General features: G+C 65.4%; 22 protein-coding genes. 8 read left to right on the top strand and 14 right to left on the bottom strand.

All coding sequences use genetic code 11. The features are described 5' to 3' along the window. Positions 1-147: 147 nt before the first annotated feature. Complete coding sequence (gene rocD / locus ACVW17_RS34295; RefSeq protein WP_456799004.1) at positions 148-1,362, bottom strand: ornithine--oxo-acid transaminase; 1,215 nt, start codon at positions 1,360-1,362, stop codon at positions 148-150. Positions 1,363-1,480: 118 nt separating this feature from the next. Continuing rightward, on the bottom strand, positions 1,481-2,704 hold the full coding sequence (locus tag ACVW17_RS34290) for a cytochrome P450 (protein WP_456798446.1): 1,224 nt from the start codon (positions 2,702-2,704) through the stop codon (positions 1,481-1,483). A gap of 208 nt (positions 2,705-2,912) precedes the next feature. Between ACVW17_RS34290 and ACVW17_RS34285 the strand changes: the two genes are divergently transcribed. The 6 genes from ACVW17_RS34285 (at position 2,913) to cnbZ (ending at position 10,048) form a co-directional block, all read left to right on the top strand. Continuing rightward, entirely contained in the window at positions 2,913-3,446 is a 534-nt protein-coding gene (locus ACVW17_RS34285) for a phosphonopyruvate decarboxylase (protein ID WP_456798445.1), read from the top strand. Then, positions 3,443-4,033: a thiamine pyrophosphate-dependent enzyme gene (locus ACVW17_RS34280; protein WP_456798444.1), complete on the top strand. Its 591-nt coding sequence runs from the start codon at positions 3,443-3,445 to the stop codon at positions 4,031-4,033. The genes ACVW17_RS34285 and ACVW17_RS34280 overlap by 4 nt, the downstream gene beginning before the upstream one ends. Before the next feature lie 64 nt (positions 4,034-4,097). Beyond that, the gene (locus ACVW17_RS34275; RefSeq protein WP_456755998.1) at positions 4,098-4,799 is read left to right on the top strand and encodes a TetR/AcrR family transcriptional regulator; all 702 of its coding nucleotides are present in this window, start codon (positions 4,098-4,100) and stop codon (positions 4,797-4,799) included. Between the two features lies 1 nt (position 4,800). Further along, on the top strand, positions 4,801-5,994 hold the full coding sequence (locus ACVW17_RS34270; RefSeq protein ID WP_456755997.1) for an efflux RND transporter periplasmic adaptor subunit: 1,194 nt from the start codon (positions 4,801-4,803) through the stop codon (positions 5,992-5,994). A gap of 83 nt (positions 5,995-6,077) precedes the next feature. Next, positions 6,078-9,179, top strand: coding sequence for a multidrug efflux RND transporter permease subunit (locus tag ACVW17_RS34265; RefSeq protein ID WP_456755996.1), 3,102 nt, complete (start codon positions 6,078-6,080; stop codon positions 9,177-9,179). 125 nt (positions 9,180-9,304) lie between these two features. Then, positions 9,305-10,048: a 2-amino-5-chloromuconate deaminase CnbZ gene (gene cnbZ / locus ACVW17_RS34260; protein ID WP_456798443.1), complete on the top strand. Its 744-nt coding sequence runs from the start codon at positions 9,305-9,307 to the stop codon at positions 10,046-10,048. Positions 10,049-10,203: 155 nt separating this feature from the next. Here the strand turns inward: cnbZ and ACVW17_RS34255 are convergent, their stop codons facing one another. The 12 genes from ACVW17_RS34255 to ACVW17_RS34200 all read right to left on the bottom strand — a co-directional run bounded on the left by ACVW17_RS34255 (position 10,204) and on the right by ACVW17_RS34200 (position 24,155). Beyond that, positions 10,204-11,091 carry an ABC transporter permease gene (locus ACVW17_RS34255; RefSeq protein ID WP_456755994.1) on the bottom strand — a complete coding sequence of 296 codons (888 nt, stop codon included), beginning with the start codon at positions 11,089-11,091 and terminating at the stop codon, positions 10,204-10,206. A 4-nt stretch (positions 11,092-11,095) separates the two neighbouring features. Continuing rightward, complete coding sequence (locus tag ACVW17_RS34250; RefSeq protein WP_456798442.1) at positions 11,096-12,037, bottom strand: ABC transporter permease; 942 nt, start codon at positions 12,035-12,037, stop codon at positions 11,096-11,098. Positions 12,038-12,068: 31 nt separating this feature from the next. Then, complete coding sequence (locus ACVW17_RS34245; protein WP_456798441.1) at positions 12,069-13,580, bottom strand: ABC transporter substrate-binding protein; 1,512 nt, start codon at positions 13,578-13,580, stop codon at positions 12,069-12,071. Positions 13,581-13,597: 17 nt separating this feature from the next. Next, positions 13,598-14,701, bottom strand: coding sequence for an ABC transporter ATP-binding protein (locus tag ACVW17_RS34240; protein ID WP_456798440.1), 1,104 nt, complete (start codon positions 14,699-14,701; stop codon positions 13,598-13,600). Continuing rightward, positions 14,698-15,687, bottom strand: a complete 990-nt coding sequence (locus tag ACVW17_RS34235; RefSeq protein ID WP_456798439.1) for an ABC transporter ATP-binding protein — start codon at positions 15,685-15,687, stop codon at positions 14,698-14,700. Before ACVW17_RS34235 ends, ACVW17_RS34240 begins: the two co-directional genes overlap by 4 nt. Then, positions 15,684-16,394 carry a DUF1028 domain-containing protein gene (locus tag ACVW17_RS34230; protein WP_456798438.1) on the bottom strand — a complete coding sequence of 237 codons (711 nt, stop codon included), beginning with the start codon at positions 16,392-16,394 and terminating at the stop codon, positions 15,684-15,686. Before ACVW17_RS34230 ends, ACVW17_RS34235 begins: the two co-directional genes overlap by 4 nt. A gap of 222 nt (positions 16,395-16,616) precedes the next feature. Continuing rightward, on the bottom strand, positions 16,617-18,422 hold the full coding sequence (locus tag ACVW17_RS34225) for a gamma-glutamyltransferase family protein (protein WP_456798437.1): 1,806 nt from the start codon (positions 18,420-18,422) through the stop codon (positions 16,617-16,619). Between the two features lie 107 nt (positions 18,423-18,529). Then, positions 18,530-19,525, bottom strand: a complete 996-nt coding sequence (locus ACVW17_RS34220) for an ABC transporter ATP-binding protein (RefSeq protein WP_456798436.1) — start codon at positions 19,523-19,525, stop codon at positions 18,530-18,532. Then, positions 19,522-20,505 (bottom strand): ABC transporter ATP-binding protein, encoded by a 984-nt coding sequence (locus tag ACVW17_RS34215; protein ID WP_456798435.1) that lies wholly within the window; start codon positions 20,503-20,505, stop codon positions 19,522-19,524. The genes ACVW17_RS34220 and ACVW17_RS34215 overlap by 4 nt, the downstream gene beginning before the upstream one ends. After that, complete coding sequence (locus ACVW17_RS34210) at positions 20,502-21,461, bottom strand: ABC transporter permease (protein ID WP_456798434.1); 960 nt, start codon at positions 21,459-21,461, stop codon at positions 20,502-20,504. The genes ACVW17_RS34215 and ACVW17_RS34210 overlap by 4 nt, the downstream gene beginning before the upstream one ends. An 11-nt stretch (positions 21,462-21,472) precedes the next feature. Then, a complete protein-coding gene (locus tag ACVW17_RS34205; RefSeq protein ID WP_456755985.1) occupies positions 21,473-22,453 on the bottom strand; it encodes an ABC transporter permease in 981 nt (326 codons plus the stop codon). A gap of 103 nt (positions 22,454-22,556) precedes the next feature. Next, entirely contained in the window at positions 22,557-24,155 is a 1,599-nt protein-coding gene (locus tag ACVW17_RS34200) for an ABC transporter substrate-binding protein (RefSeq protein WP_456798433.1), read from the bottom strand. Positions 24,156-24,534: 379 nt separating this feature from the next. On the opposite strand from ACVW17_RS34200, the gene ACVW17_RS34195 reads away from it, so the two are divergent. Next, a complete protein-coding gene (locus ACVW17_RS34195; RefSeq protein WP_018270495.1) occupies positions 24,535-24,783 on the top strand; it encodes a DUF6489 family protein in 249 nt (82 codons plus the stop codon). 8 nt (positions 24,784-24,791) lie between these two features. Continuing rightward, positions 24,792-25,583 (top strand): esterase/lipase family protein, encoded by a 792-nt coding sequence (locus ACVW17_RS34190; RefSeq protein WP_456798432.1) that lies wholly within the window; start codon positions 24,792-24,794, stop codon positions 25,581-25,583. Positions 25,584-25,597: the final 14 nt, after the last annotated feature.

Below are 25,597 nucleotides of genomic sequence, written 5' to 3'. Positions count from 1 at the left end.
CAACCAGGAGCATGGCAAAGCAGATACCGTGGGGAGGCATGAGCGTGGCTCTCCATCCATCCCTGCCCGCAGCGCTTCAACGCACAGATGTCGAAATCGTTCGAGTTGGCCATCGCCGGCGGTGCGGTCTTGCGACGCAGGGCACCGTCAGGAGACATCCTGCGTCAAAGCGGCCGCGATCCGCTCCGTCGTCCAGTCGACCTGATCGGCGGTGATCACCAGCGGCGGGGCGATGCGGATGGTGTGCTCGTGGGTGTCCTTGGCGAGGATGCCGCGCGCCTGCAGCGCGAGGCAGTAGCGGCGGGCGCCGCCGGCTTCCGGGTGCAGTTCGATCGCCAGCATCAAGCCGCGCCCGCGCACCTCACGGATGACGTTAGCGCGGATGTCCTGCAGTCCGGCGAGAAAGCGCGCACCCTGTTGCGCCGCGTTCTCGATCATCCCTTCCTCGACCAGCACCCGCAGCGCGGCGCGTGCCACCGCGCAGGCCAGCGGATTGCCGCCGAAGGTCGAGCCGTGCTGGCCCGGCCGCAGCGTGCCGAGCACCGCGTTGTTCGAGAGCACCGCCGACACCGGATAGAAGCCGCCCGATAGCGCCTTGCCGAGCAGCGTCACATCGGCCTCGATGCCCTCGTGCTGCTCGGCGAGCAGCTTGCCGGTGCGGCCGAGCCCGGTCTGGATCTCGTCCAGCACGAGCATCACATTGCGCGCGGTGCACAGCTCGCGCACGCGCGCGAAATAGCCCGGCGGGGGAAGGATGACGCCGGCTTCGCCCTGCACCGGTTCGACCAGGAAGGCCGCGGTGTTCGGCGTGATCGCCTGCTCGAGCGCCGCGGCATCGCCGAACGGGATGATCTTGAAGCCCGGCGCGAACGGGCCGAAATGGTCGCGCGACCCCGGATCGGTCGAGAAGCCGACGATGCCGAGCGTGCGACCGTGAAAATTATTGGCGCAGACGATGATCTCGGCCTGTCCATCCGGCACGCCCTTGACCTCATAGGCCCATTTGCGCACCGACTTGATTGCGCTCTCCACCGCTTCGGCGCCGCTGTTCATCGGCAGCACCTTGTGCGAGCCGGTCAGCTCCGCGAGCTCGCGGTAGAAGGGAGCGAGCTGGTCGTTGTGGAAGGCACGCGACGTCAGCGTCAGCCGGCGCGCCTGCTCGATCATGGCTGCCAGGATCTTCGGATGACAATGGCCCTGACTGACCGCCGAATAGGCGGAGAGACAGTCGAGATACCGGTTGCCGTCGGTATCCCAGACCCAGACGCCTTCGCCTCGGGATAGCACCACCCCGATCGGCTCGTAATTGTAGGTGCCGAACTGCGCTTCGGTTGCGAGGAAATCAGTGACCGATGCATTCATCATGCGTCACTCCCGCTGCAGCGCACGAGAGATTACATCAATCCGTGCCTGCAGTTGATTTGGCTATCAGTTCTTCCACAGGGAAGTGTTGCCGCCAGCCAAATTCGCAGGGGAGAATCTATGCGTTGATGCTGCATGGCACGCTGAGGAAGCCGCGGAAGCGCACCCGCCCGCCGCGCAACGGCTCGCCATCAAGCGCGTAATTCGGAAAGCGCGCCAGGAAACGCGAGATCGCGATGGCGCCCTCGAGGCGCGCCAGTGCCATCCCTGCGCATTGATGCGCGCCGGTGCCGAAGGCGAGGTGACGGTTCGGCGTGCGTGCGACGTCGAAGCGCTCGGGCTCGGGAAATTGCGCGGGGTCGCGGTTGGCGGCGCCGATGCACAGCGTGACCAGCGTGCCGGCCGGCAGCTTGATGCCGCCGAGCTCGGTCTCCTCCACGATCATCCGGTTGCCGAGCTGGTTCGAGCTCTCGTAGCGCAGCATCTCCTCGACTGCGGTCTTGATCAGCTCCGGCTGCGCGATCAGCCGCTGCTTCTGATCCGGATTGTGGGTGAGCGTCACCAGCCCATTGCCGATCAGGTTGGTCGTGGTCTCGTGGCCGGCGTTGAGCAGGAAGATGCAATTGTGCAGCAATTCCTTCGCGGTCAGCCGCTCGCCATTGTCTTCGCCCTGAATCAATCGCGTCAGCACATCGCGTTCGGGATTGCCTGGTTTGGTGCGGCGGCGTTCGACGAGGGTTTCGAGATAGGCGAGAAAATCCTTCACCGCGTTGTTGCCGCGGTCGAACGCCTGCCTGCCGATCACCGGCTCCAGCGCGCCCAAAATCGCCAGCGACCAGTCGCGCAGCGGCTCGCGTTCGTCGTGCGGCACGTCGAGCAGATTGCCGATCACCTCGACCGGAATTGCCGAGGCGAAATCCTCGATGAGCTCGAAATGATCTTTCGTGGCGATCCGGTCGAGCAGGCTGTCGACCAGCGCGATCAAATCCGGCTCCATGCCGGCGATCGCCCGCGGCGACAATGCGCCCATGATCAAGCGCCGCACGCGGGTGTGCGCCGGCGGATCGTTGAAGACGAGGCTGGTGGTGTGGTGCTCGTAGAGCAGCGAGTCGCCGTATTTCGGCAGGAACTCCTTTTTCTTATCGGAGGAGAACGCCTTGGTGTTCTTGTAGGCGGCGATCAGGTCGTCGTAGCGGGTGAGGAAATAGCAGCCGTTCGGCAGGCGTTTGACCGGCGCGGTCTCGCGCAGCGCGCGATAGGTCGGGTAGGGGTTGGCGTAGAACTCAGGCGTCAGCTTTTCCAGGTCGAAGCCGTCTGCCAGCTCTCGCGCGTGCCCGTCCATGGCGGATATCCAGCCCTGATTAGTTTCATTTGCAACTATCGTAAGGCGCTGGCGGCGGCCGCGCAACACAATTTGCGGGCTGACGGAACAGCGCACCGCGCGCCGCGCGATGCCTGTAAATCGCAGAGCCACATGCGGTATTGCACTTTGATGAAGCCCGCGCGCCCCTCTACAGTCGCGGCCAAACAAGAGAGAACCGGAAACGCCGATGCATGCCCGTGCCGAGACTGCGGCCTCCTGGCCCGAGGAGATCTTTTCGATATTGCAGCGCTTCGAGGTGCGCCAGGTGCCCTACGTGCCGGACGCAGGTCATTCGGAGCTGATCGAGCGGGTGCTGGGTTCGACCTCGATGCGCGGTGTCGCGCTGACGACCGAGGAGGAGGGCGTGGCGCTGCTCGCAGGCGCCTGGGCCGGCGGCCAGCGCGGCGTGCTGCTGATGCAGTCGAGCGGCGTCGGCAATTGCATCAACATGCTGTCGCTGGTGCAGATCTTCCGCCTGCCGTTCCTCACGCTGGTGACGATGCGCGGCGAGTGGGGCGAGTTCAATCCCTGGCAGGTGCCGATGGGCTCGAACACCCAGGGGATTCTCGAATTGTCCGGGATCAAGGTGTTGCGCGCCTCGCATCCCACTGAGGTCCGCGAGGTCGTCGAGGCCGGCGCAGCCCAGGCCTACAACGCCTGCACGCCGACCGCCGTCCTGCTGTCGCAGCGCCTGATCGGGGCAAAGGTCTTCACCAGATGAGCAAAGCCAATCTCCTCGACCGCCGCGCCGTGGTTTCCGAACTGCTGCGGGATCGCAAGGGCGCTTTCGCCGTCGGCGGCCTCGGCGCCTCGACCTATGACATCGCCGCCGCCGGCGACCACGACCGCAACTTCTATCTCTGGGGCGGCATGGGCGGCGCCGTGATGATCGGGCTCGGCCTGGCGCTGGCCCAGCCGACGCTGCCGGTTGTCGTGATCACCGGCGACGGCGAGATGCTGATGGGGATGGGGAGCCTTGCCACCGTCGGCTTGCAGCAGCCCAAAAACCTCTCGATCATTGTGCTCGACAACGAGGCCTATGGCGAGACCGGCGGCCAGGCCAGCCACACCGGTGGAACCGCCGACCTCGTCGGTATTGCCAAAGCCTGCGGAATCGGGGATAGCCGGGCGATCAGCACGATGGCGGAGGTCGAGGCTTTTGCTTCGTCTTTGCAAGACGTTACGGCAGGGCCGCGGTTCGCCAGCGCGAAGATCGACGGGGCTAATCTGGAGCGCGTGCTGTCGAGCCGTGACGGCACCTACATCGTCAACCGCATCCGCGGGTCAATCGGCCACACTCCAATTTAAAGTAGCTTTCGCGGTGCAATAGAACCTTGACTTTTGGTAAAGTGAGTGATTACTCACGACCCAAATGTCTACCTTACGCATGACGAGTGACTTGCGGCGTCAGTTGATCCTGAGCGCCGCAAAGCGGTGTTTCGCCCGCAATGGCTTTGCCGGCACCACGACAAAGAGCGTGGCGGCTGCGGCTGCCATTTCGGAGGGGCTGCTGTTCAAGCACTTCCCGTCGAAGGCGGCGCTCTATGCCGAAATCCTTGCCGAGGAGTGCGAGGCCGATCCCGATCTTGCACACCTGCTTGGCCAGGAGCCCTCGACCGCGACGCTGGTCGAGCTGGTGGAGGGCATGGTCGGCCACTTCATGCAGCTGCGCGATGCGCCGGACCAGGAAGAGGCGCAGCGGATGCGCCTGATGGTGACGAGCCATCTCGACGACGGCGAGTTTGCCCGCCTGCTCTATGACAAGGTCGGCAAGCTGATCGGTCCGACCTTCGCCGCCTCGCTGGATCGGGCGATCGCCGCCGGCGAGGCGACGCGGATCGGCGACGAGCCGCTCAACCTGTTCTGGTTTGCGCATCACACCGTGCTTATGGGCGCGTTGACGCAGTTGCCTGCGACACCATGTCTCCCCTACGGCGATGCCGCCGCGGCCGAGCGGCAGCTTTGCCAATTCATTCTTCGCGGCATCGGACTTACCGACGCCGCAATTTCAACTCATTTGGGCCGCCAGCCGTCGCCGAGCGCAGGACCGTCGGTAACTGCAGAAAGTGCATGACATGAATATTCAGACCGAAAGCCACATCTCGGGGCAACCGATCAAGGAAAAGCAGGCCAAGCGTCCGGTCAAGCTGGTGCGCTGGTTCATCATCGTGGGGTTGCTGCTGGCGCTGCTGGTCGGCGCGCTGGTCGGCTTCAACGCCTTCCGCAGCCACATGATCGCGCAGTTCTTCGCCAACAATAAGCCGCCGCCGTCGAACGTCACGGCGGCCGAGGCGAAGACGGAAGTGATTCCGAATCTGCTGACCGCCGTCGGCGATCTCGTCGCCGTGCACCAGGTCAACGTCACGACCGACGTGCCGGGCCGCATCACCGAGATCCTGTTCACCGCCGGCAGCCATGTGAAGGCCGGCACCCCGCTGCTGCAGCTGTTCGACGCGCCGGAGCAGGGCGACCTCGCGAGCTTCAAGGCGCAGGCGATCGTGGGCGAGCAGCAGCTCGACCGCGCCAAGCAGCTTGCGTCGCGCCAGTTCGGGCCGCAGTCGACCGTCGACACGGCGCAGGCGACCTACGACCAGGCCAAGGCGGGCATTGCCAAGACCGAAGCGCTGATCTCGCAGAAGCTGGTGCGGGCGCCGTTCGAAGGTGATCTCGGCGTTCGCCAGGTCGAAGTCGGCCAGTATCTGACCGCCGGCACGCAGATCGTGTCGCTGACCGATTTGTCGGTGCTGTACGCCAACCTGACCGTGACCGAGAAGCAGAGCTCGCAGATCAAGGTCGGCCAGGCGGTGCGGATCTCGGTCGACGCCTATCCGGGCCGCACCTTCGACGGCAAGATCACGACCATCGAGCCGCAGATCGCGACCGACACCCGCAACATCCGGGTGCAGGCGACGATCCAGAATCCGGACAGCATCCTCAAGCCCGGCATGTTCGCGACCGCCACGATCGTGCTGCCTGAGAAGCCGCCGGTCGTGACCATTCCGGAAACCGCGGTCGACTACACGCTGTACGGCGACTCCGTGTTCGTGATCACCGAGAAGAAAGGCGAGGACGGCAAGACCACCCTGACCGCCGAGCGCACCTTCGTGAAGACGGGCAACCGCGTCGGAGGCCGAGTCGAGATCCTCAAGGGGCTGAAGGCCGGGGACCGTGTCGTGGCCGTCGGTCAGATCAAGCTGCAGTCCGGCATGGCGGTCGCGATTTCGACCGATCCGCCGCCGCCGGTGCCGGCCGAGCCGCCGCGCTACTGATCTCCACTATCTGAATTCGGAGGGCCGATTGGCCCTCCGCCACATGTTGCCGCAACCGGCAGACAACACGAATCGAGTTGGCGATGGCCTTCACTGATATTTTCATCAAGCGCCCGGTGCTGTCGGTCGTCGTCAGCCTGCTGATCCTCCTGATCGGCTTGCGCGCGGCGATGGTGCTGCCGATCCGGCAATACCCGAACCTGTCGAACACCGTGGTGACGATCACGACGTCCTATCCAGGCGCGTCGCCCGAATTGATCAACGGCTTCATCACCACGCCGATCGAGCAGGCGGTCGCTTCGGCCGAAGGCGTCGACTACATGACGTCGAACTCGGTGCTCGGCACCTCGACGATCCAGGTCTACGTCAAGCTCAACCATGATCCGAACCAGGCGCTCACCGAGGTGCTCGCCAAGGTCAACTCGGTCAAATATCTGATCCCGAAGGAAGCCTTCGATCCGGTCGTGACCAAGGCGACCGGTGACACCATCGCCGTGATGTATCTCGGCTTCTCCAGCGAGGAGCTGACCGGATCGGCGATCTCGGACTATCTGACCCGCGTCGTGCAGCCGGTGCTCTCGACGGTCGACGGCGTCGCTTCGGCCGACATCCTCGGCGGCCAGACCTTCGCGATGCGCGTCTGGCTCGATCCGACCCGCATGGCCGGCCGCGGCGTGTCGCCGAACGACGTCGCCGCCGCGATCGCCGCCAACAACTTCCAGGCGGCCGCCGGCCAGACCAAGGGCTTCTTCATCGTCTCCAACGTATCGGCCAATACCGACCTGCAGAACATCGATCAGTTCAAGCGGATGATCGTGAAGGCGAAGGACGGCGGCTTCGTGCGCATCGAGGACATCGCGACCGTTGAGCTCGCGGCGCAGTCGACGGACGCCAGCGTCGCCTTCAACGGCGAGCACGCGATCTTCATCGGCATCAAGGCGACGCCGCAGGGCAACCCGCTGACCCTGGTGAAGGGCGTCCGCGCGCTGTTTCCCGATCTCGAGCGCAATTTGCCGCCGTCGATGAAGATGAAGGTGGCTTACGACTCCACCAAGTTCATCCAATCCTCGATCGACGAGGTCGAGAAGACGCTCACCGAAGCGGTGCTGATCGTCGTCGTCGTGATCTTCCTGTTCCTGGCCTCGCTGCGGTCGGTGATCATCCCCGTCGTCACCATTCCGCTGTCGCTGATCGGCGTCTGCATCCTGATGCTGGCAGCCGGCTTCAGCTTCAACCTGCTGACGCTGCTGGCGATGGTGCTGGCGATCGGCCTCGTGGTCGACGACGCCATCGTGGTGGTGGAGAACATCCATCGACACCTCGAGGAGGGCCTGCCGCCCGTGCAGGCATCGCTGAAAGGCGCGCGCGAAATCGTCGGTCCCGTCGTCTCGATGACGATCACGCTGGCGGCGGTGTATGCACCGATCGGCTTCCTCGGCGGCGTGACCGGCACGCTGTTCCGCGAATTCGCCTTCACGCTGGCCGGTTCGGTGATCGTGTCGGGCGTGATCGCGCTGACGCTGTCGCCGATGATGTGCTCGGTGTTCCTGAAGAGCGCGGACGAGGGGCGGTTCGCCAAGCTCGTCAATCGCGTGTTCGGCGCAATGACCCGCGGCTATGGTCGCCTGCTCGACCGTTCGCTCGACTACCGTCCGATCACGGCGCTGTTCGCCGTGACCATCCTCGGCCTGGTCGGCTTCCTCTACATGCACATCCAGAAGGAGCTGGCGCCGCAGGAAGACCAGGGCATCGTGTTCGCGGTGACCAAGGCGCCGAAATACGCCAACATCGACTACATCGATTTCTACGGCGACAAGATGGACAAGGAGTTCCAGAAGTTTCCCGAGACCGACCTGCGGTTCATCCTGAACGGCATCACCGGTCCGCAGGGCGGCTTCGCCGGCATGCTGCTCAAGCCGTGGGATGAGCGCAAGCGCTCGGCCCAGACGCTGCAGCCGCTGGTTCAGGCCGAACTGTCCAAGATCGAGGGCGTCAGCGCGTTCGCGTTCAGCCTGCCGCCGCTGCCCGGCGGCCCCGGCGGTCTGCCGGTGCAGATGGTGATCTCGTCGACGGCCGGCTTCCAGCAGGTGTTCGATCAGATGAACAAGCTGAAGGATGCCGCGCGCAAGAGCGGCCTGTTCATCGTCACCGACAGCGATCTCGACTTCAACCAGCCGGTGGTCCGGGTGAAGGTCGATCGCTCCAAGGCAAGCGACCTCGGCATCACCATGCAATCGATCGGCGGTGCGCTGGCGACGCTGCTCGGCGGCAACTACGTCAACCGCTTCAACCTGGAGGGGCGCTCCTATCAGGTGATCCCGCAGGTGCCGCGCGCCAACCGGCTCGCGCCCGAAGCGTTCAACGATTACTACGTCCCGACCGCGACCGGGCAGCTGGTGCGGCTGTCGACCGTGGTCTCTGTCGAGACCGGCGTCGATCCGAACGCGCTGACCCACTACAACCAGCTCAACTCGTCGACCTTCCAGGCCGTGCCGATGCCCGGCGTCTCGATGGGCCAGGCGGTCGAGTTCCTGCAGGGTGAAGCCAAGAAGCTGCCGTCCGGCTTCAGCTATGACTTCCTTGCCGACTCCCGGCAGTACGTTAACGAAGGCAATCAGCTCCTGGTCACCTTCGCGTTCGCCATCATCATCATCTTCCTGGTGCTGGCGGCGCAGTTCGAGAGCCTGCGCGATCCGTTCGTGATCATGATCTCGGTGCCGATGGCGATCGTTGGCGCCTTGATCCCGCTGTTCTTCGGCGTCGCCACCATGAACATCTACACCCAGGTGGGCCTGCTGACGCTGGTCGGACTGATCACCAAGCACGGCATCCTGATGGTGGAGTTCGCCAACGAATTGCAGCTCAACGAGGGACTGGACCGCCGCTCGGCGATCGAGATGGCGGCCCGGATTCGTCTGCGTCCGATCCTGATGACGACGGCGGCGATGGTCACCGGCCTGCTGCCGCTGCTCACCGCCTCGGGCGCCGGCGCCGCCAGTCGCTTCTCGATCGGGCTCGTCGTCGTCACCGGCATGACGATCGGCACGCTGTTCACGCTGTTCGTGCTGCCGATGGTCTACACGGTCATCGCGACCGACCATCAGGCCGCGGCCCGTTCCGACCGCGCCAAGCAGATCGCCGACTATGAGCTCGAGGGCCGCGGCGGCGCACTGAAACCGACCTGAGCCCTCCAGGCTCATGCTCACGGAGAAGGCGGCACTGGCGAAAGCCACTGCCGCCTTTTTCTTTGTCTCGTGATAGCCTTGCCGAAGGGCGAGGCCGAATGTCCTCGCCACCCGGAGGATGAGGCATGGCGAGCGAATTTGCGGCAGGCAATTACCGGTTCATTCCGGCCGTGTTCCAATACTCAAGCGGCGCGCAGGCGAACGCCGGCTACGAGATCGAGCGGGTCCGGTTCGACCGGCTGGTGCCGCTTGCGGAAGGCTTTGCGCGGATCGCGGCCTACATCAAGGACGCCGGCCGGCCGCTGACCTCGTTCTGCGCCTGCGAACTGCGCTCGCCGGCCGCCTTCACCGAGGACGGCTTCCGCGCCTTCAACCAGCACTATGTCAAGACGCTCGCGGAGTGGGGCCTGTTCGACGGCACCATCAATCCGGTGGCGCGCAGCAATGTCTGTCCCGAGATCGATCCGCCGGCCGAGCCGTCGTTCCATGCGTTCTCGTTCACGCGGCCGAGCACGAGCACGTCGCCGTCCTTCGTGATCGCCGGCGGCGCCGAGGCGCGCGACGGCACCGCCCCCTATCCCGACCGCATCGTATGCTATCGCGATCTCAGCCCCGGCGCGTGGCGGGAGAAGGTCCGCTTCACCACAGGCGAGATCGAACGGCGCCTGGCCGAGTTCAGCTTCGGTTGGCAGGACACGACCGCGGTGCAGGCCTACACCGTGCACGACATCCATCCGGTGATGGCCGACGAACTGGTCCGCCGCGGCGCCACGCGCTCCGGCCTGACCTGGCACTTCTGCCGCCCGCCGGTGATCGATCTCGAATATGAGATGGATTGCCGGCGCGTGTTGAGGGAAGTGGTGATCTAGCCGAAGAGCTTTGGATCGCGTGCACTACTGGTCCCGTCATCCTGAGGAGCCGCGAAGCGGCGTCTCGAAGGATGTACGGCCACCGGCCGGGCCGTTCATCCTTCGAGACGCGCTACGCGCTCCTCAGGATGACGGCGGGAGAGTGGAGGCCACGCTCACCGCGCCTTCGGATCCAGCGCATCGCGCAGGCCGTCGCCGACTAGGTTGAACGACAGCACGACCAGGAAGATCGCAAGGCCCGGCCAGATTGCCATCCAGGGCGCGGTGGTCAGGAAACGCTGCGCGGCGTTGAGCATGCTGCCCCAGGACGGCGAGGGCGGCTGCTGGCCGAGGCCGAGGAAGGAGAGGGCGGCTTCGGCGATGATCGCAGCCGCGATCGACAGCGTCGCCTGCACGAGAAGCGCCGGCAGGATGTTGGGCAGGATGTGGACCAGCGCGACGCGCCAGCGCGGATTGCCCATCGCGCGCGCCGCCTCGACAAAGTCCTCGACCTTGACATTGATCACTTGGCCGCGGGTCAGGCGGATGAAGATCGGGGTGGCCGAGACGCCGATCGCGATCATCGCATTGCCGAGGCTCGGGCCGAGAAAGGCGGACAACGCGATCGCCAGGATCAGGAACGGGCAGGCCAGCATCGCATCGGTGATGCGGCCGATCAGGGCATCGACGAAGCCGCCGCGATAGCCGGCGAGCAGGCCGAGCGGAACACCGATCGCAAGCGCGATGCTGACCGAGATGAGGCCCGCCAGCAGCGAGGCGCGGGTGCCGTACACGACACGCGCGAGGACGTCGCGGCCGAGGTCATCGGTCCCGAACCAGTGCTGCGCCGACGGCGCCTTGCGCACCAGCGACCAGCTTGCCGCGATCGGATCGTAGGGCACGATCAGCGGCGCGAACACTGCAAGCAGGATGAAGAACCCGATCACGAGCAGGCCGGCGACGGCGCCCTTGCGCCGTTTCAGCCGCCGCCAGGCGCGGCGCGACGGGCTCTCCAGCGTATCGGAGGCGGCAAGCGGGACCAGCCCGAGCGCGGTGTCGGTCATGGCGTCAGCCCCTCAGCCGCGGGTTGACGAGGATATAGGCGACGTCGGCGATCAAATTGAGCGTGATGTAGATCGTCGCCGTGGTCAGGACTACGCCCTGCACGACGGCATAGTCGCGGTTGAACACGGCATCGACGATCAGCTTGCCGAAGCCCGGGATCGAGAAGATCTGCTCGGTAAGCACCGCGCCCGACAGCAGCGTGCCGAGCTCGAGCGCGCCGAGTGTGATGATCGGCGTCAGCGCGTTGCGCATCGCGTGCTTGAGGATCACCGTGCGCTCCGAGAGGCCCTTGGCGCGCGCGGTGCGGACATAGTCGCTCTCCAGCACCTGCAGCATGGCGCTGCGGGTATGTCGCATCAGGATCGCCGCGATCGCATTGCCGAGCACGAAGGCCGGCATGATCGACGCAGCCAGGCTAGCGCGCCAGTTTTCGCTCAAGGGCACGTAGCCCGAGGCCGGCAACCAGCCGAGCTTGATGGAAAACAGGAAGATCAACATGATGCCGAGCCAGAAATTCGGTGTCGAGATCCCCCACAGCGCGAACAGATTGGCGCCGTAATCCCAGGCGGTGCCTTTCTTGACCGCGGAGACGATGCCGGCCGGAATGCCGATCAGTAAGGCGATCACGATGGCCATGCCGCCGATCTGCAGCGTCACCGGCAGCTTCTGCGCGATCAGGCTCAGCACCGGCATCTTGTTACGCAGCGATTCGCCGAAATCGCCCGACAACACGCCCTTGATCCAGTAGACATATTGCATCGGGATCGGTTGATCGAGGTGATACTGCTGCCGGATCTGCTGGATCACGGCCGGGTCGCGCTCCTCGCCGGCCATCACCAGCGCGGGATCGCCCGGCAGCAGATGTTGCAGCGAGAAGATCAGGATCGACACGAAGAACAGCGTCGGGACCAGCTGAACCAGCCGCTTGGCGAGGAAGTTCAGCATTGTCGGCCCCGCGTGCCCTGCGCCGTGGCGGTCATTTCAATTTCAGCCCGGTCACGCGCACCAGGCCGTCCGGCATCTGCCGGTAACCCTCGAGCTTGGTCGTGTGCGCGATCAGCAGCGTGCGATGATAAAGGTAGATGATGGGCTCGTCATCGAGCAGGATCTTGGTCAGCTTCTCGTAGATCGCCTTGCGCTGCGCCGGATCGGCGATCAGCCGGGCGTCCTCCATCAGTTTGTCGGCTTCCGGATTGGAATAGCCGCCGTCGTTCTGCGGCGCCTTCGCGTGCATGAAGATGTAGGAATTGCCGTCGGGATCGATCCGGCCGCTCCAGTTGATCTGGAAGATCTGGAATTCGCCGGCCTGGGCCTGCTTGAAGGTGGTGGCGAACTCGACCACCCGGATCTTGATGTCGAAGCCGGCTTCCGCCGCCATCGACTGGACCACCTGGGCCACCGCTTCATATTCCGTGCCCTTGGGCACCATGTAGTCGACGGTCACCGGCAGCGCGACGCCGGCTTCCTTCAACAACGCCTTGGCCTTGGCGACGTCGGCGCCGCGAACCGGAAACGCCTTCTGGTAATAGGGATGAGTCGGAGAGACCCATTGATTGCCCGGCGTGAACTCGCCGTTGAAGACGACCTGGTTGAGCGCCTCGCGATCGATCGCCAGATCCAGCGCCTGGCGCACCTTGACCGACTGGCTGAGCGGTCCCTTGGCCTTGTCGTTGCCGATGTTGATGGTCAGGCCGAGATAGCCGAGCTCGGGCGCCGTCGACAGCACCAGCTTCGGGTCGGCGCGAACGTCCTTGATATCGGTCGCCAGCACGCGCTCGATCAGGTCGAGCCCGCCGGATTTCAGATTGGCGAGCCGAACCGTGGCGTCCACGATCGGCAGATAGACGATGCGATCGATGAAGACGTTGTCCTTGTTCCAGTAGTCGGCGAATTTCTCGAACACGATGCGGTCCTGCTGCACGCGCTCGACGAATTTGTACGGGCCGGCGCAGACCGGGTGCAGTCCGAACTTGTCGCCGGCCTCCTTCGCCGCCTTCGGCGACACCATCATGCCGGCCCGGTCGGTGAGCTGGGCGATCAGCGGAGAGTATGGCGTCTTCAGCACCAGCTTGATGGTGAGCGGATCGACCACCTCGACGTGATCGACGCTGGCGAGCTCCGATTTGCGGAATGAGGTCGGCAGCGTCATGTGGCGGTCGAGCGAGAATTTGGCGGCGTCCGCGTCGAACGGCTCGCCGTCCTGGAACTTGACGCCGGGTCGCAGCTTGATCGTGACTTCCTTGCCGTCGGCCGAGGTTTCGTGCGCCAGCGCGAGCTGCGGCACGATGTTGAGCTTTTCGTCGATGTCGAACAATTTGTCGCAAACGGCGGCAAACACGATCCGGCCGACATAGGTGCGTGCGGTAGAGGGATCGAGAATATCCGGGTCCTCGGCGAGGCCGATCCGCAACGTGGTCTGGGCCTGCGCGCCGGCGCCGAGCGCCAGCAACAGCGCCGCGGCCATCGCCGCCAAACGAAACATCTTCATCACACTGCTCCCCATGTTCACGCGCCGACCTCGGTCCCGCCTGTACCAACCCCGGAGCGTCCGGCCCCTTCCGCCGCGCCAAAGGCAGCGAGTAGCTTTTCCAATGTCGGCGAAAAACCGCCGTCGGACGGGGCGATCGCATCCGCCGGCGGCAGCTCCGCCGTCCGGTGACATGCCGTTGCATGTCCGGTGCCATCTTCGACAAGCTGCGGCATTTCGCTGCGGCAACGCGCGACGGCATAGGGACATCTGGTGTGGAAGCGGCAGCCCTTCGGCGGATTGAGCGCGCTCGGCAGCTCGCCTTGCAGGACAATCCGGTTGCGTTTTGCCTTCGGTTTGGGCACCGGGATCGCCGACAGCAGTGCGCGGCTATAGGGATGGCGCGGCGCGGTGAACAGCGCTTGCGCATCCGCGGTCTCGACGATCGTGCCGAGGTTCATCACGGCGACGCGGTCGGCGATGTGCTTCACCACGGCCAGATCGTGCGAGACGAAGATGTAGGCGAGCTTCAGGCGGTCCTGCAGGTCGCGCAGCAGATTGAGAATCTGCGAGCGGATCGAGACGTCGAGCGCCGACACCGGCTCGTCGCAGATGATCAGTTTCGGCTCGACCGCGAGCGCGCGCGCAATCGCGATGCGCTGGCGCTGGCCGCCGGAGAATTCATGCGGGTAGCGGCGGGCGAAGCGCGGCTCCAGCCCGACCAGGCGCAGCAGCTCCTCGACCCGCTCGCGGCGGCCCGCTGCCGGCACCAGATTGTGCAGGGCCAGCGGCTCGGCCAGGATCTGGCTCACCGTCATGCGCGGATTGAGCGAGGCGTAGGGATCCTGGAAGATCAGCTGGGCGTCGCGGCGGAACGCGCGCAATCGCTCGGCATCGAGCGTGCCGAGGTCGCGGCCCTCGAATCTGACGCGGCCGGCATCCGGCTCGATCAGCCGCAGCACCAGCCGGCTGACGGTGGATTTGCCGCAGCCGGACTCGCCGACCAGCGCCAGCGTCTTGCCGGCCTCGACCGTGAAGCTGACGCCGTCGACCGCCTTCACATGAGCGGTCGGCCGGCCGAACACCGAGCGCTCGGCGACGAAATGCTTCACCAGCCCTTCGACCTCGAGCAGCGCGGTCATGACACCAGCCGTTCCAGCGGCGCGCGGAGGCAGCGCGAGGCATGGGTCGCGCTTAGCATTGCCAGCGGCGGCGGCGATTTTGTGCAGGCATGCTCCACGAACGGGCAACGCGCGGCGAAGCGGCAGCCCGCCGGCGGGTTCGCCATGTTCGGCACCATGCCCTCGATGGTGGCGAGATGGTTGGTGCGGCGGTCGAGCCGCGGGATCGAGCCGAGCAGGCCGACCGTGTAGGGATGCTGCGGATTGGCAAACAGCTCGTCGACCGGCGCCCGCTCGACGATCTCGCCGGCATACATCACGGCGACCTCGTCGCAGACGTCGGCGACGACGCCGAGATCGTGGGTGATCAGGATGATCGCAGCCCCGCTCGCGGCCTTCAGCTCGCGCATCAGATCGAGGATCTGCGCCTGCAGCGTGACGTCGAGCGCGGTGGTCGGCTCGTCGGCGATCAGGAGCTGCGGATCGCAGGCCAGCGCTATCGCGATCATCACGCGCTGGCGCATGCCGCCGGACAGCTTGTGCGGATAGTCGTCGATGCGTTTCTCGGGCGAGGGGATGTGGACGCGGCGCAGCAGCTCGACGGCGCGTTCGCGCGCCGCGCGTCGGGAGCCGCCGCGATGGCGCAGAATCGTCTCGGTAATCTGGTCGCCGATGCTGAAGCTCGGGTTGAGCGAGGTCATCGGCTCCTGGAAGATCATGGCGAGCCGATTGCCGCGCAGGTCGCGCAGCGTCGCATCCGGCACCTCGAGCAGGTCGAAGCCGTCGAAACGGATTGCGCCGGACACGGCGGCGGATTGCTTTGGCAACAGTCCCATGATCGCAAGGGACGTCACGCTCTTGCCGCAGCCGGACTCGCCGACCAGCCCGAGCGTGGCGCCGTTGGCGACGGACAGGTCGACGCTGTCGACCGCGTGCGTGATGCGGCCATCGTCGCCGTGGAAGCTGACGCGCAGGCCCTCGATCTCGATCAACGGGCCCGCACTCATTCGTGGCCCGCTTTCGCGGCGGCGATGCCGGCGTCGATCCTGGCGCGGTCGCTGATTCCGGCCGGGTTGTCCCGGGTCGGCATGAAGCCCCGGAACGGCACCCAGTGCTCGCGGCTGACCGCTTCCAGCCGCTCCAGCTCGCGCAAGGGATCGGCGTGGTCGTCGACCCGCAGGTCGAGCAGCGGCCATTGCTCGGCGCCGTGGATCAGGAGGGCCGCCGATTGCTTGCCGCGCTTGTCGCCACCAGCCGCTTCGCCGGCGAACATCGCCTTGATCAGCCGCTCCGCGAACGGCAGCCGTTCATTCGCGGCATAGACGTGCGCGGTCTCATCGAGCACCGCAGGTCCGGCCAGCATGTTTCCGGCGATCGAAAAACCGTCGCCGACGATCTGGCCGAACCAGTCGATGCAATCCTTGCCGGAATGCGCCGCGATGCGGCCCTTGGAGTCGATGGCATGCAGCTGCCGGCTCTCGCGGCCGCCGTCGGGCGCGATCAGCGCCGCGATCACCTCGTGCGGGGTCTTGCCGTCGCGCAGCAGCGCGAGGCCGTCGATGCCGTAATAGGGATTGACCAGGGCCTGCGTCGCGATGGCGCCGACCCCGGGTGCAATATGCGGCACCAGCGCACCGACCGCGAAGAACCGCGTCGCGACGGCGATGCCGAGCTGGCCGGTGGCGCTGTCGCGGGCGATGATCGACCAGGTCATCTCGCTTCTCTTCTCCCTCGCCCCGCTCTTTGCGGGGAGAGGGTTGGGGTGAGGGGCTTGTTCCGCGAAGATGGTACAAATCGAGATTGCGGTGACTCCCCCTCACCCGGATCGCATCTTCGATGCGATCCGACCTCTCCCCGCAAGCGGGGCGAGGTGGAGTTTGGGGCTCGCTCCGCGATCCGACCCGACGTCATCATGCTGTGGCGATCACCTTCGTGTTTACCGGCCTGCGGCGTAACCCTGCATGCCGCGCGGGTTCGCGGCGGCGCGGCGACGGGGGCCGACCTTCGAGGCCGCGGTGAGGCGGCCTTCCGACCAATCGGGGCCGATCTCCACCACATGGCCGCGGCGCTTCAATTCGTCGATGGTCGATTTCGGCACGCGGTTTTCCAGCACCAGCACGCCGGGGCGCGAGGTGCGCGGCCAGAACGAGATCGGGAAATGCTCGGAGTGCCAGGCCGGCGCGTCGATCGCTTCCTGCAAATTGAGCTTGGCGTGGACGTGGCGCAGGAAGAACTGCGTGATCCACTGATCCTGCTGGTCGCCGCCCGGCGAGCCCCAGGCGAGATACGGCGTGCCGTCGCGCAGCGCCATGCTCGGCGAAAGCGTGGTGCGCGGCCGCTTGCCCGGCGCCAGCGAAGCCGGGTGGTTCTCTTCCAGCCAGAACATCTGGGCGCGGCTGCCGAGGCAGAAGCCGAGCTCGGGAATCACCGGCGAGGATTGCAGCCAGCCGCCGGACGGCGTCGCCGAGATCATGTTGCCGGCCTTGTCGATGATGTCGAAATGCACGGTGTCGCCGCGTACCTCGCCGAACCGGCCGACCGTCGGCTCGCCCGCGCCCATGGCGCCGACGGCCTCGCGATGCCCTTCGGCGTGACGCAGCTTGACGACGCCGCCGAACCCTTCGACCGAGCCGGGGCGGAAGTCGAGCGACGCCTTGTCCTTCGAAATCAGCTTGCGCCGTTCGTTGTTGTAGGCATCGGACAGCAGCGTCTCGATCGGAATGTCGGTGAACTTGGGATCGCCGTAGAACGTCTCGCGGTCGGCATAAGCAAGCTTGGCGGCCTCGATCTGCAGATGGATGAAGTCGGGGCCTGCAGGATCGAGCCCGTCGAGCTCGAAGCCCTTCAGCAGCGCGAGCTGCTGCAGCATCACCGGACCCTGGCTCCAGACGCCGCACTTCTGCACGGTGTAGCGGCCGTAATCGTAGGTCAGCGGCGCCTCGATGGTCGGCTGCCAGCGCGCCATGTCGTCGGCCGACAGCACGCCGCGGTGCGGCGAGCCGGAGACGTCCATCACCTCGTGGGTGCGGCAGAACTTGTCGATCGCTTCCGCGACGAGGCCCTTCGACCAGGCCTGCCGCGCACGCTCGATCTGCGCGACGCGATCGCCGCCCGCGCCCTCCGCCTCGGTCAGGATGCGGGTGTAGGTCTCCGCGAGCTTCTTGTTGGTGAAAATGGTGCCGGGCTTCGGTACGTCGCCATTGGGCAGATAGACGTCGGCCGATGTGGTCCAGTATTTCCGGAACAGCTGCTCGACGGTCTTGATGGTGGCGGACGCGCGCTCGACCAGCGGGTGGCCGTCACGCGCATAGCCGATCGCGGGCTCCAGCACGTCACGCAGCTTCAATGTGCCGTAGTCGCGCAGCAGCAGCATCCAGGTTTCGAAGGTGCCGGGCACGCAGGCAGCGAGCAGCCCGGTGCCGGGCACCATCTCGAGCCCCTCGCTGCGATAATGCGCGATGGTCGCCTTCGCCGGCGCCGGACCCTGGCCGCAGATCACCTCGGTTTTGCCGCGCTTGATGTCGTGCACGATGATCGGGACGTCACCGCCGGGGCCGTTCAGATGCGGCTCGACCACCTGCAGCGTGAACGCGGCTGCAACGCCGGCGTCAAATGCGTTGCCGCCCTTCTCCAGCGTCGCCATGCCGACCGCGGTGGCGATCCAGTGCGTCGAGGTGACGACGCCGAACGTGCCTTCGATCTCGGGCCTTGTGGTGAATGGATCGGGGTTGACGTTGCTCATGGCTATTCACCGTTCGGCGGCTGGCTGGGCGTGTTGCGCGCGCACTTGATCACAGGCGGGCTGGCATGCCAACCGCTTGGTGGACATGGCCGCTCCCATCCGCGTGATCATGCCGGAATGGCCGCTGCCGGACTGTTGACGGCGTGGCAGGCGACGCCGTCGATCAGGTCCGGCGTCTTCCGGCGGCAGAGGTCGAAGGCGAGGGGGCAGCGCGGATTGAAGGAGCAGCCCGACGGCGGATCGATCGGGTTCGGAATCTCGCCCTTGACCGGGATGCGCTGGCGCCCGGACATCGCAAGGTCCGGAACCGCGCCGAGCAGCATCCTGGTGTAGGGCATAAGCGGGTTCTCGAACAGTTTCCGGCCCTCGGCGATCTCGACGATGCGGCCGAGATACATCACGCCGATCCGGCTCGCCATGTGGCGGACCACAGCGAGATTGTGGCTGATGAACAGATAGGTCAGGCCGAACTTGTCCTGCAAATCGCGCATCAGATTGAGGATCTGCGCCTGCACCGAGACGTCGAGCGCCGAGGTCGGTTCGTCGCAGACGATGAACTCGGCCTCGGATGCCAGTGCGCGGGCGATCGCGATGCGCTGGCGCTGGCCGCCGGAAAATTCGTGCGGGAATTTCTGGCCGTCGTCGGGATGCAGGCCGACCAGCGAGAGCAATTCGCCGACCCGGGCCTTGATGTCGCGCTCGCCCTGGATCAGGTCGAAGGCGCGGATCGGCTCGGCGACGATGGCAGCGACCCGGTAGCGCGGATTGAGGCTCGCATAGGGGTCCTGGAAAACCATCTGGATGCGCCGGCGCAGCCGGCGGCGCGCCTGGCCCTGCCGCGGATCGGTCATCGAGACGCCGTCGATCACGACTTCGCCCGAACTCGGCGGCAGCAGGCCGACAACCATGCGCGCCACGGTGGTCTTGCCGGAGCCGGATTCGCCGACCAGCGCAAAGGTCTCGCCGCGCCTGATGTCGAAAGAGACGCCGTCGACGGCCTTGAGATATTCGAGATGGCCGCCCTCGAGCACGCGGTTGAGCCATGGCTTCGAGACGTCGAACACGCGGCGCAGGTTCCTGACCTCGATCAATGTCCCGCTCATGCCGCGGTCTCCTTCGCGGGATCGAACAGGTGGCAGGCGACCGATTGCGCGCCCTGCCGGATCGGCTCGGGGCGTTCGACGCGGCAGCGATCGAAGACAAATGCGCAGCGCGGATTGAACGGGCAGCCCGGCGGGATCGCCGACAGCCGCGGCATCGAGCCCGGGATCTGCACCAGCCGCTTGTCCTCGCCCGCAAGTGTCGGGATCGCGCCCATCAGGCCACGGGCGTAGGGATGCAAGGGATTGCGCACCACCTCCTGCACCGGGCCGATCTCGGCGATGCGGCCGGAATACATCACCGCGACGCGGTCGCAGGTCTCAGCGATCACGCCCATGTCGTGGGTCACCAGCATCACCGCGGTGCCGTGGTCGCGGCCGAGCCGCTTGATCAGCGCGATGATCTGCGCCTGCACCGAGACGTCGAGCGCGGTGGTCGGCTCGTCGGCGATGATCAGCTCGGGCTCGGCGCAGATCGCGAGCGCAATCACGACGCGCTGACGCATGCCGCCGGAGAATTCGTGCGGATAGCCGTCGATGCGCTTCTCGGGCGCGGGGATGCCGACCTCGGCCAACAGATCGATGGCGCGCCGTCGCGCGGCGCTTTCGCTTAAGCTGGTGTGGGTGCGGATGGTCTCGACGATCTGGTCGCCGATCCGGTAGAGCGGATTGAGGCTGGTCAGCGGATCCTGGAAGATCATGCCGATCCGCTTGCCCCTGACGCGGCGGATTTCTTCCGCCGGCAGATGGTCGATCCTTGTGCCCGACAGCTCGATCTCGCCGGCGCAGATGCGGCCGGGCGGATCGATCAGCCCGATCACGGCAAGGCCGGTGACCGATTTGCCGGCGCCGGACTCGCCGACCACGCCGAGCACCTCGCCCTTGGCGATCTCGAACGACACGCCGTTGATGGCGCGCAAGGTGGCGCGGCGGGTGACGAATTCCACCTCGAGATTGCGCACAGAGAGAACGGGCCTGGTCATCGGAGCTTCGGGTTGAGGGCGTCGCGCAGCCAGTCGCCGAGCAGGTTGATGGAGAGGATCAGGCCGGCCAGCGCAATGCCCGGGAAGGCGACGATCCACCATTCGCCGGCGAACAGGTAGTTGTTGCCGATCCGGATCAGGGTGCCGAGCGAGGGCATGGTGTCGGGCATCCCGGCGCCGAGGAACGACAGCGTCGCCTCGGTGATGATCGCGAGCGCGAGGTTGATGGTGGCGATCACCAGGATCGGTCCCATCGTGTTCGGCAGCACGTGGCGGAACATGATCTTCGGCGCCGGCAGGCCGATCAGCTGCGCTGCCGCCACATAGTCCTTGTTCTTCTCGACCATGACCGAGCCGCGCACGGTGCGGGCATATTGCACCCAGAAACTGAGGCCGATCGCGATGATCAGGACGCCGAGCGTGCTCATCTCGTCGAGCCGGTTGCCGAGCAGCGATTTGGCGACGCCGTTGACCAGCAGCGCGATCAGGATCGCCGGGAAGGTGAGCTGCACGTCGGCGATCCGCATGATCACGGTGTCGACCGCGCCGCCGAAATAGCCGGCGATCATGCCGAGGGCGATGCCGAGCGCGCCGGCGAACACCACGCCGGCCAGGCCGACGGCAAGGGAGATGCGCAGGCCGTAGAGGATCGCCGAGAGCACGTCGCGGCCCTGCTCGTCGGTGCCGAGCAGGAACGGACTCTGGCCGTCGGCGGTCCACAGCGGCGCGATCCGCGAGTTGATCAGCTGCAACTGTGCCGGATCGAACGGATTCTGCACCGCAAGCCAGGAGGCGAAAATCGCCAGCAGGAAGAACAACAGCGTGATCGCAGCGGCGACCATCGTCAGTTTGGAGCGGCGGAACGAATAGAAGATGTCGCTGTCGAGCGCGCGGGCGAACCAGCCGGCAGGTGGCTGGTGGTCTTCGGCGCGATGGGGGACGACGGCGTCGGACATCGGTCAGCCCCTCACGCCGCGCGGCCGACGGTCGACCGCAAGCGCGGATCGACCACGGTGTAGAGGATGTCGACCACGAGATTGATGGTGACGAAGATCAGCGAGACCATCAACAGATACGCGGCCATGATCGGGATATCGACGTTTTGCACGGCCTGGACGAACAGGAGCCCCATGCCCGGCCATTGGAACACGGTTTCGGTGATGATCGAGAAAGCAATAACCGAGCCAAACTGCAGGCCAGCCACCGTGATCACCGGAACCAGGGTGTTCTTCAGCGCGTGGCCGAAATGGATCGCGCGCGTGGTCAGCCCGCGGGCGCGGGCGAAGCGGATATAGTCGGTGCGCAGCACTTCCAGCATTTCGGCGCGCACCAGCCGCATGATCAGGGTCATCTGGAACAGCCCGAGCGTGATCGCCGGCATGATGATCGCCTTCCAGCCGGAGACGGTGAGCAGCCCGGTCGACCACCAGCCGAGCTTCACGACCTCGCCGCGCCCGAACGAGGGCAGCCAGCCCAAGGTTACGGCAAACAGATAGATCAGCAGGATGCCGATCAGGAAGGTCGGCAGCGAAATGCCGATCAGCGATATCGCCTGGAATAATCTGGCCAGGATGGTGTCGCGGCGCAGCGCCGAATAGACCCCCATCAGGATGCCGGCCACCATCGCGAAGATGGTGGCGACGATCGCAAGCTCCAGCGTCGCCGGCATGCGCTCGGCGAGCAGTGAAGAGACCGGCAGGCGGAACTGATAGGACACGCCGAACTTGAACTGCAGCGCATTGATGAAATAGCGGCCGAACTGCACCAGCACGGGATCGTCAAGGCCAAGCGAGTGCCGGATCTCGGCGCGCTGCGCGGCCGAGGTGTCGATCGAGACGATCTGGTTGACCGGATCGCCGGCGAAGCGGAACATCGCGAACGCGATGATGCCCACGGCGAGCATGACGCCGATCGCCTGCAGGAAACGGCGAAGAGTGAAAGCGAGCATCTCTACCTTTCACTGCTTTTGACATTTGGCGCGCGGCGTTGCGCGACCGGAAAACGCGAGGTCCCGGAAGCCTGCGCTTCCGGGACCCAATTCGCCGAGACCACTATTCACCCTCTTTGGTCGCCCAGTACAGCAGCACCTGGTTGTCCGCGCGCTGGGTCAATTTGACCTTTTTCGACACGCCCCACACCAGCGGCTGCTGATGCAGCGGAATGTAGCCGTAATCCTTGATGACGATCTCGTAGGCCTGCTTGATCAACTGGTCGCGCTTGGCGGTGTCGCTCTCGACCAGCACCTTGTCGGTGAGCGCGTCGACGTCCTTGTTGCAATAGCCGCCGAGATTGGCCTCGCCCCGGGTCGAGTCCTTCGGGTCGTCGCGGCAGCCGAGGATGTCGTGCAGCACGTTGTGCGAGTCGGACGTGGCGGGCGTCCAACCCAGCATGAAGAACGAGGTCTGGTAGCCGCCGGGCTTCAGCACCTTGCCGAAATACTGCGCCTTCGGTTGCGCCAGCAGGTTCACCTTGACGCCGATGCGGGCCAGCATGCCGACCACCGCCTGGCAGATCGCGGCGTCGTTGACGTAGCGGTCGTTCGGGCAGTCCATCGTGACCTCGAAGCCGTTCGGATAGCCGGCCTCGGCCAACAGCTTCTTGGCGCCTTCCGGATCGGGCTTCGGCCGGGTGAACTCCTTCGACAGCGGATACAGCTCGGGCGCGATCATCAGGGCCGAGGGCGTCGACATGCCGCGCATCACGCGGGTCTTGATCAGGTCGACGTCGATCGTCTTGTAGAAGGCTTCGCGGACCGTGATGTCCTTGAACGGATTCTTGCCCTTGACGTTGGAATACAGCAGCTCATCGCGCGCCATATCCATGCCGATGAAGATGGTGCGGATCTCGGGCGCGGTCATCACGGTGGCGACGCCGCTGGAATTGACACGCTGGATGTCCTGCAACGGAACCGGTTCGATGACGTCGACCTCGCCCGACAGCAATGCGGCGACGCGGGTGGCGTCGGAGCCGATCGGGGTGAAGATGATCTCCTTGAGATTATGCTCCGGCTTGCGCCAATAGCGCGGGAACGCCTTGAACACGGTCTTCACGCCGGGCTGATGGCTCTCGATCGTGAACGGGCCGGTGCCGTTCTCGTGCAGCGCCGCGTAGCTCGGCGTGGTCGCGGAGGCCGGTGTCGGTGCAACGGAGTTGTTCTCCTCGCACCACTTCTTGTCCATGATGTACCAGCTATCCCACTGCGAGATCAGGATGGGGTTGGGCGAGTCCAGCGTCACGTCGACGGTGGTGTCGTCGACCTTGGTGAACTTGGCATCTGCGGGGACGTTGCTGAGGAAGTTGGAGCCCTTGGCGCGGACCCGGTCGGCGGAGAACAGCACGTCGTCGGCGGTGAAGGGGTCGCCATTGTGGAATTTGACGCCCTTGCGCAGGTGGAAGCGCCATTTGGTCGGGCTCAGCGTCTCCCAGCTTTCCGCCAGGGCCGGAATGATCTTGAGGTCCTTGTCGCGGGCGGTGAGGCCTTCGTAGACGTGCGCATGGTGCGCGATCGTCGTGGTTTCCTTCAGCGTGTAGGGATCCAGCGACTTCAGCTCGCCCTGGTTGGCATATTTCAACGTCTGGGCCGACGCCGGCAAGGCAACGGCGACCAGTGCGACGGCAGCCGCCGCAAACAAACTCCAACGTACCGACATGTGATCCCGCGTCCCCGTTCTTGTCGGCCGGCTGCTTTGTCCGGCTGGTATTATTGATGCATGTTGCCAGAGTTTACCGGCCGCGCAAGCGCGATTTGCCAAAGGGTTAACCTGCTTGCGCGGGTGCAGCGCAACCACTGGGATTCTCACGACAGGCGGTCGATATCGGCGCGTGACATTCGACTTTCGGAGTGCTGCGTGCGGGGCACGGGAGTGATCTGCGGCGCGCGCTGCCGATGCCGGTCGCTGCAAGACAGTTTGGTTGACCATAACGGATGATTGAGGCCGACTGCATCTTCGGACGGCCGGGGCCGACTTGCGCAACGCACCCCGTCGCGGCGATACTGAACCGGGTCACGGCGCATTTGAGGAGGCGGATATGAAAGTCAACGTCGAGATAGATTGTACGCCCCTCGAAGCGCGGCAATTCTTCGGCCTGCCCGATGTGGCGCCGATGCAGACCGCCGTCATGGACAAGCTGCAGCAGCAGATGCTGTCGAACATCGAGAAGATTTCGCCGGAATCGCTGATGCAGAGCTGGTTCACCTTCGATCCCAAGCTCGCCGAGCGCTTCCAGGACATGTTCGTGGCGATGGCCGGCTTCGGCGGCGCGAGCAAGAAGAAATAGTGACCGACATGGCCAGGAGCGTTGATCGGACCGAACGCCGGTTGCGCCCGCCCAGCCTGTTCCTGATGCTGGCGGAAGCGCGCGGCGTGCTCGAGCTCAATTCGAGCCTGCTGCTGTCGCCGCTCCTGATGCAGGCGCCGAGGGGCGACGGTCATCCGGTGCTGGCGCTGCCCGGCTTCCTCGCCAGCGACCTGTCGATGGCGCCGATGCGGCGCTATCTGAAGGAGCTTGGCCACGACGCCTACGCCTGGAACATGGGCCGTAATTTCGGCGGGGTTTCCAGCAGGCGAGGTGCACTGCGCGACCTGCTGAAGCGGGTTCATGAGGCCACCGGGCGCAAGGTCTCGATCATCGGCTGGAGCCTCGGCGGCGTCTATGCGCGCGATCTGGCGTTGCAGATGCCCGAGCTGGTGCGCTGCATCGTTACGCTCGGCAGTCCGTTCGCCGACGACATCCGCGCCACCAATGCGACCCGGCTCTACGAGCTCTTGTCCGGCGAGGGCGTGGACGACATCCCGGATGTCCGCGCCGCGATCGCCGGCGACATGCCGGTGCCGGCCACCTCGATCTATTCCCGGACCGACGGCATCGTGAATTGGCGGACCTCGCGGGTGCGGCCGTCGGCGACCGCCGAGAACATCGAGGTGCATCTGGCGAGCCATCTCGGCCTCGGCGTCAACCCCGCAGCGCTATGGGCGATCGCGGACCGGCTGGCGCAGCCGGAAGGCGAATTCCGGCATTTTGACCGGTCCGGCCCCTTTGCCATTGCCTACGGACCGGCAGAACAGGCACTATCCTAACCAAACGACGAGAA

The sequence above is a fragment of the Bradyrhizobium sp. USDA 4473 genome (assembly GCF_054063335.1).
Note: the sequence above shows the minus strand (reverse complement) of the source record. Positions and strands in the feature narration are given on the sequence as shown.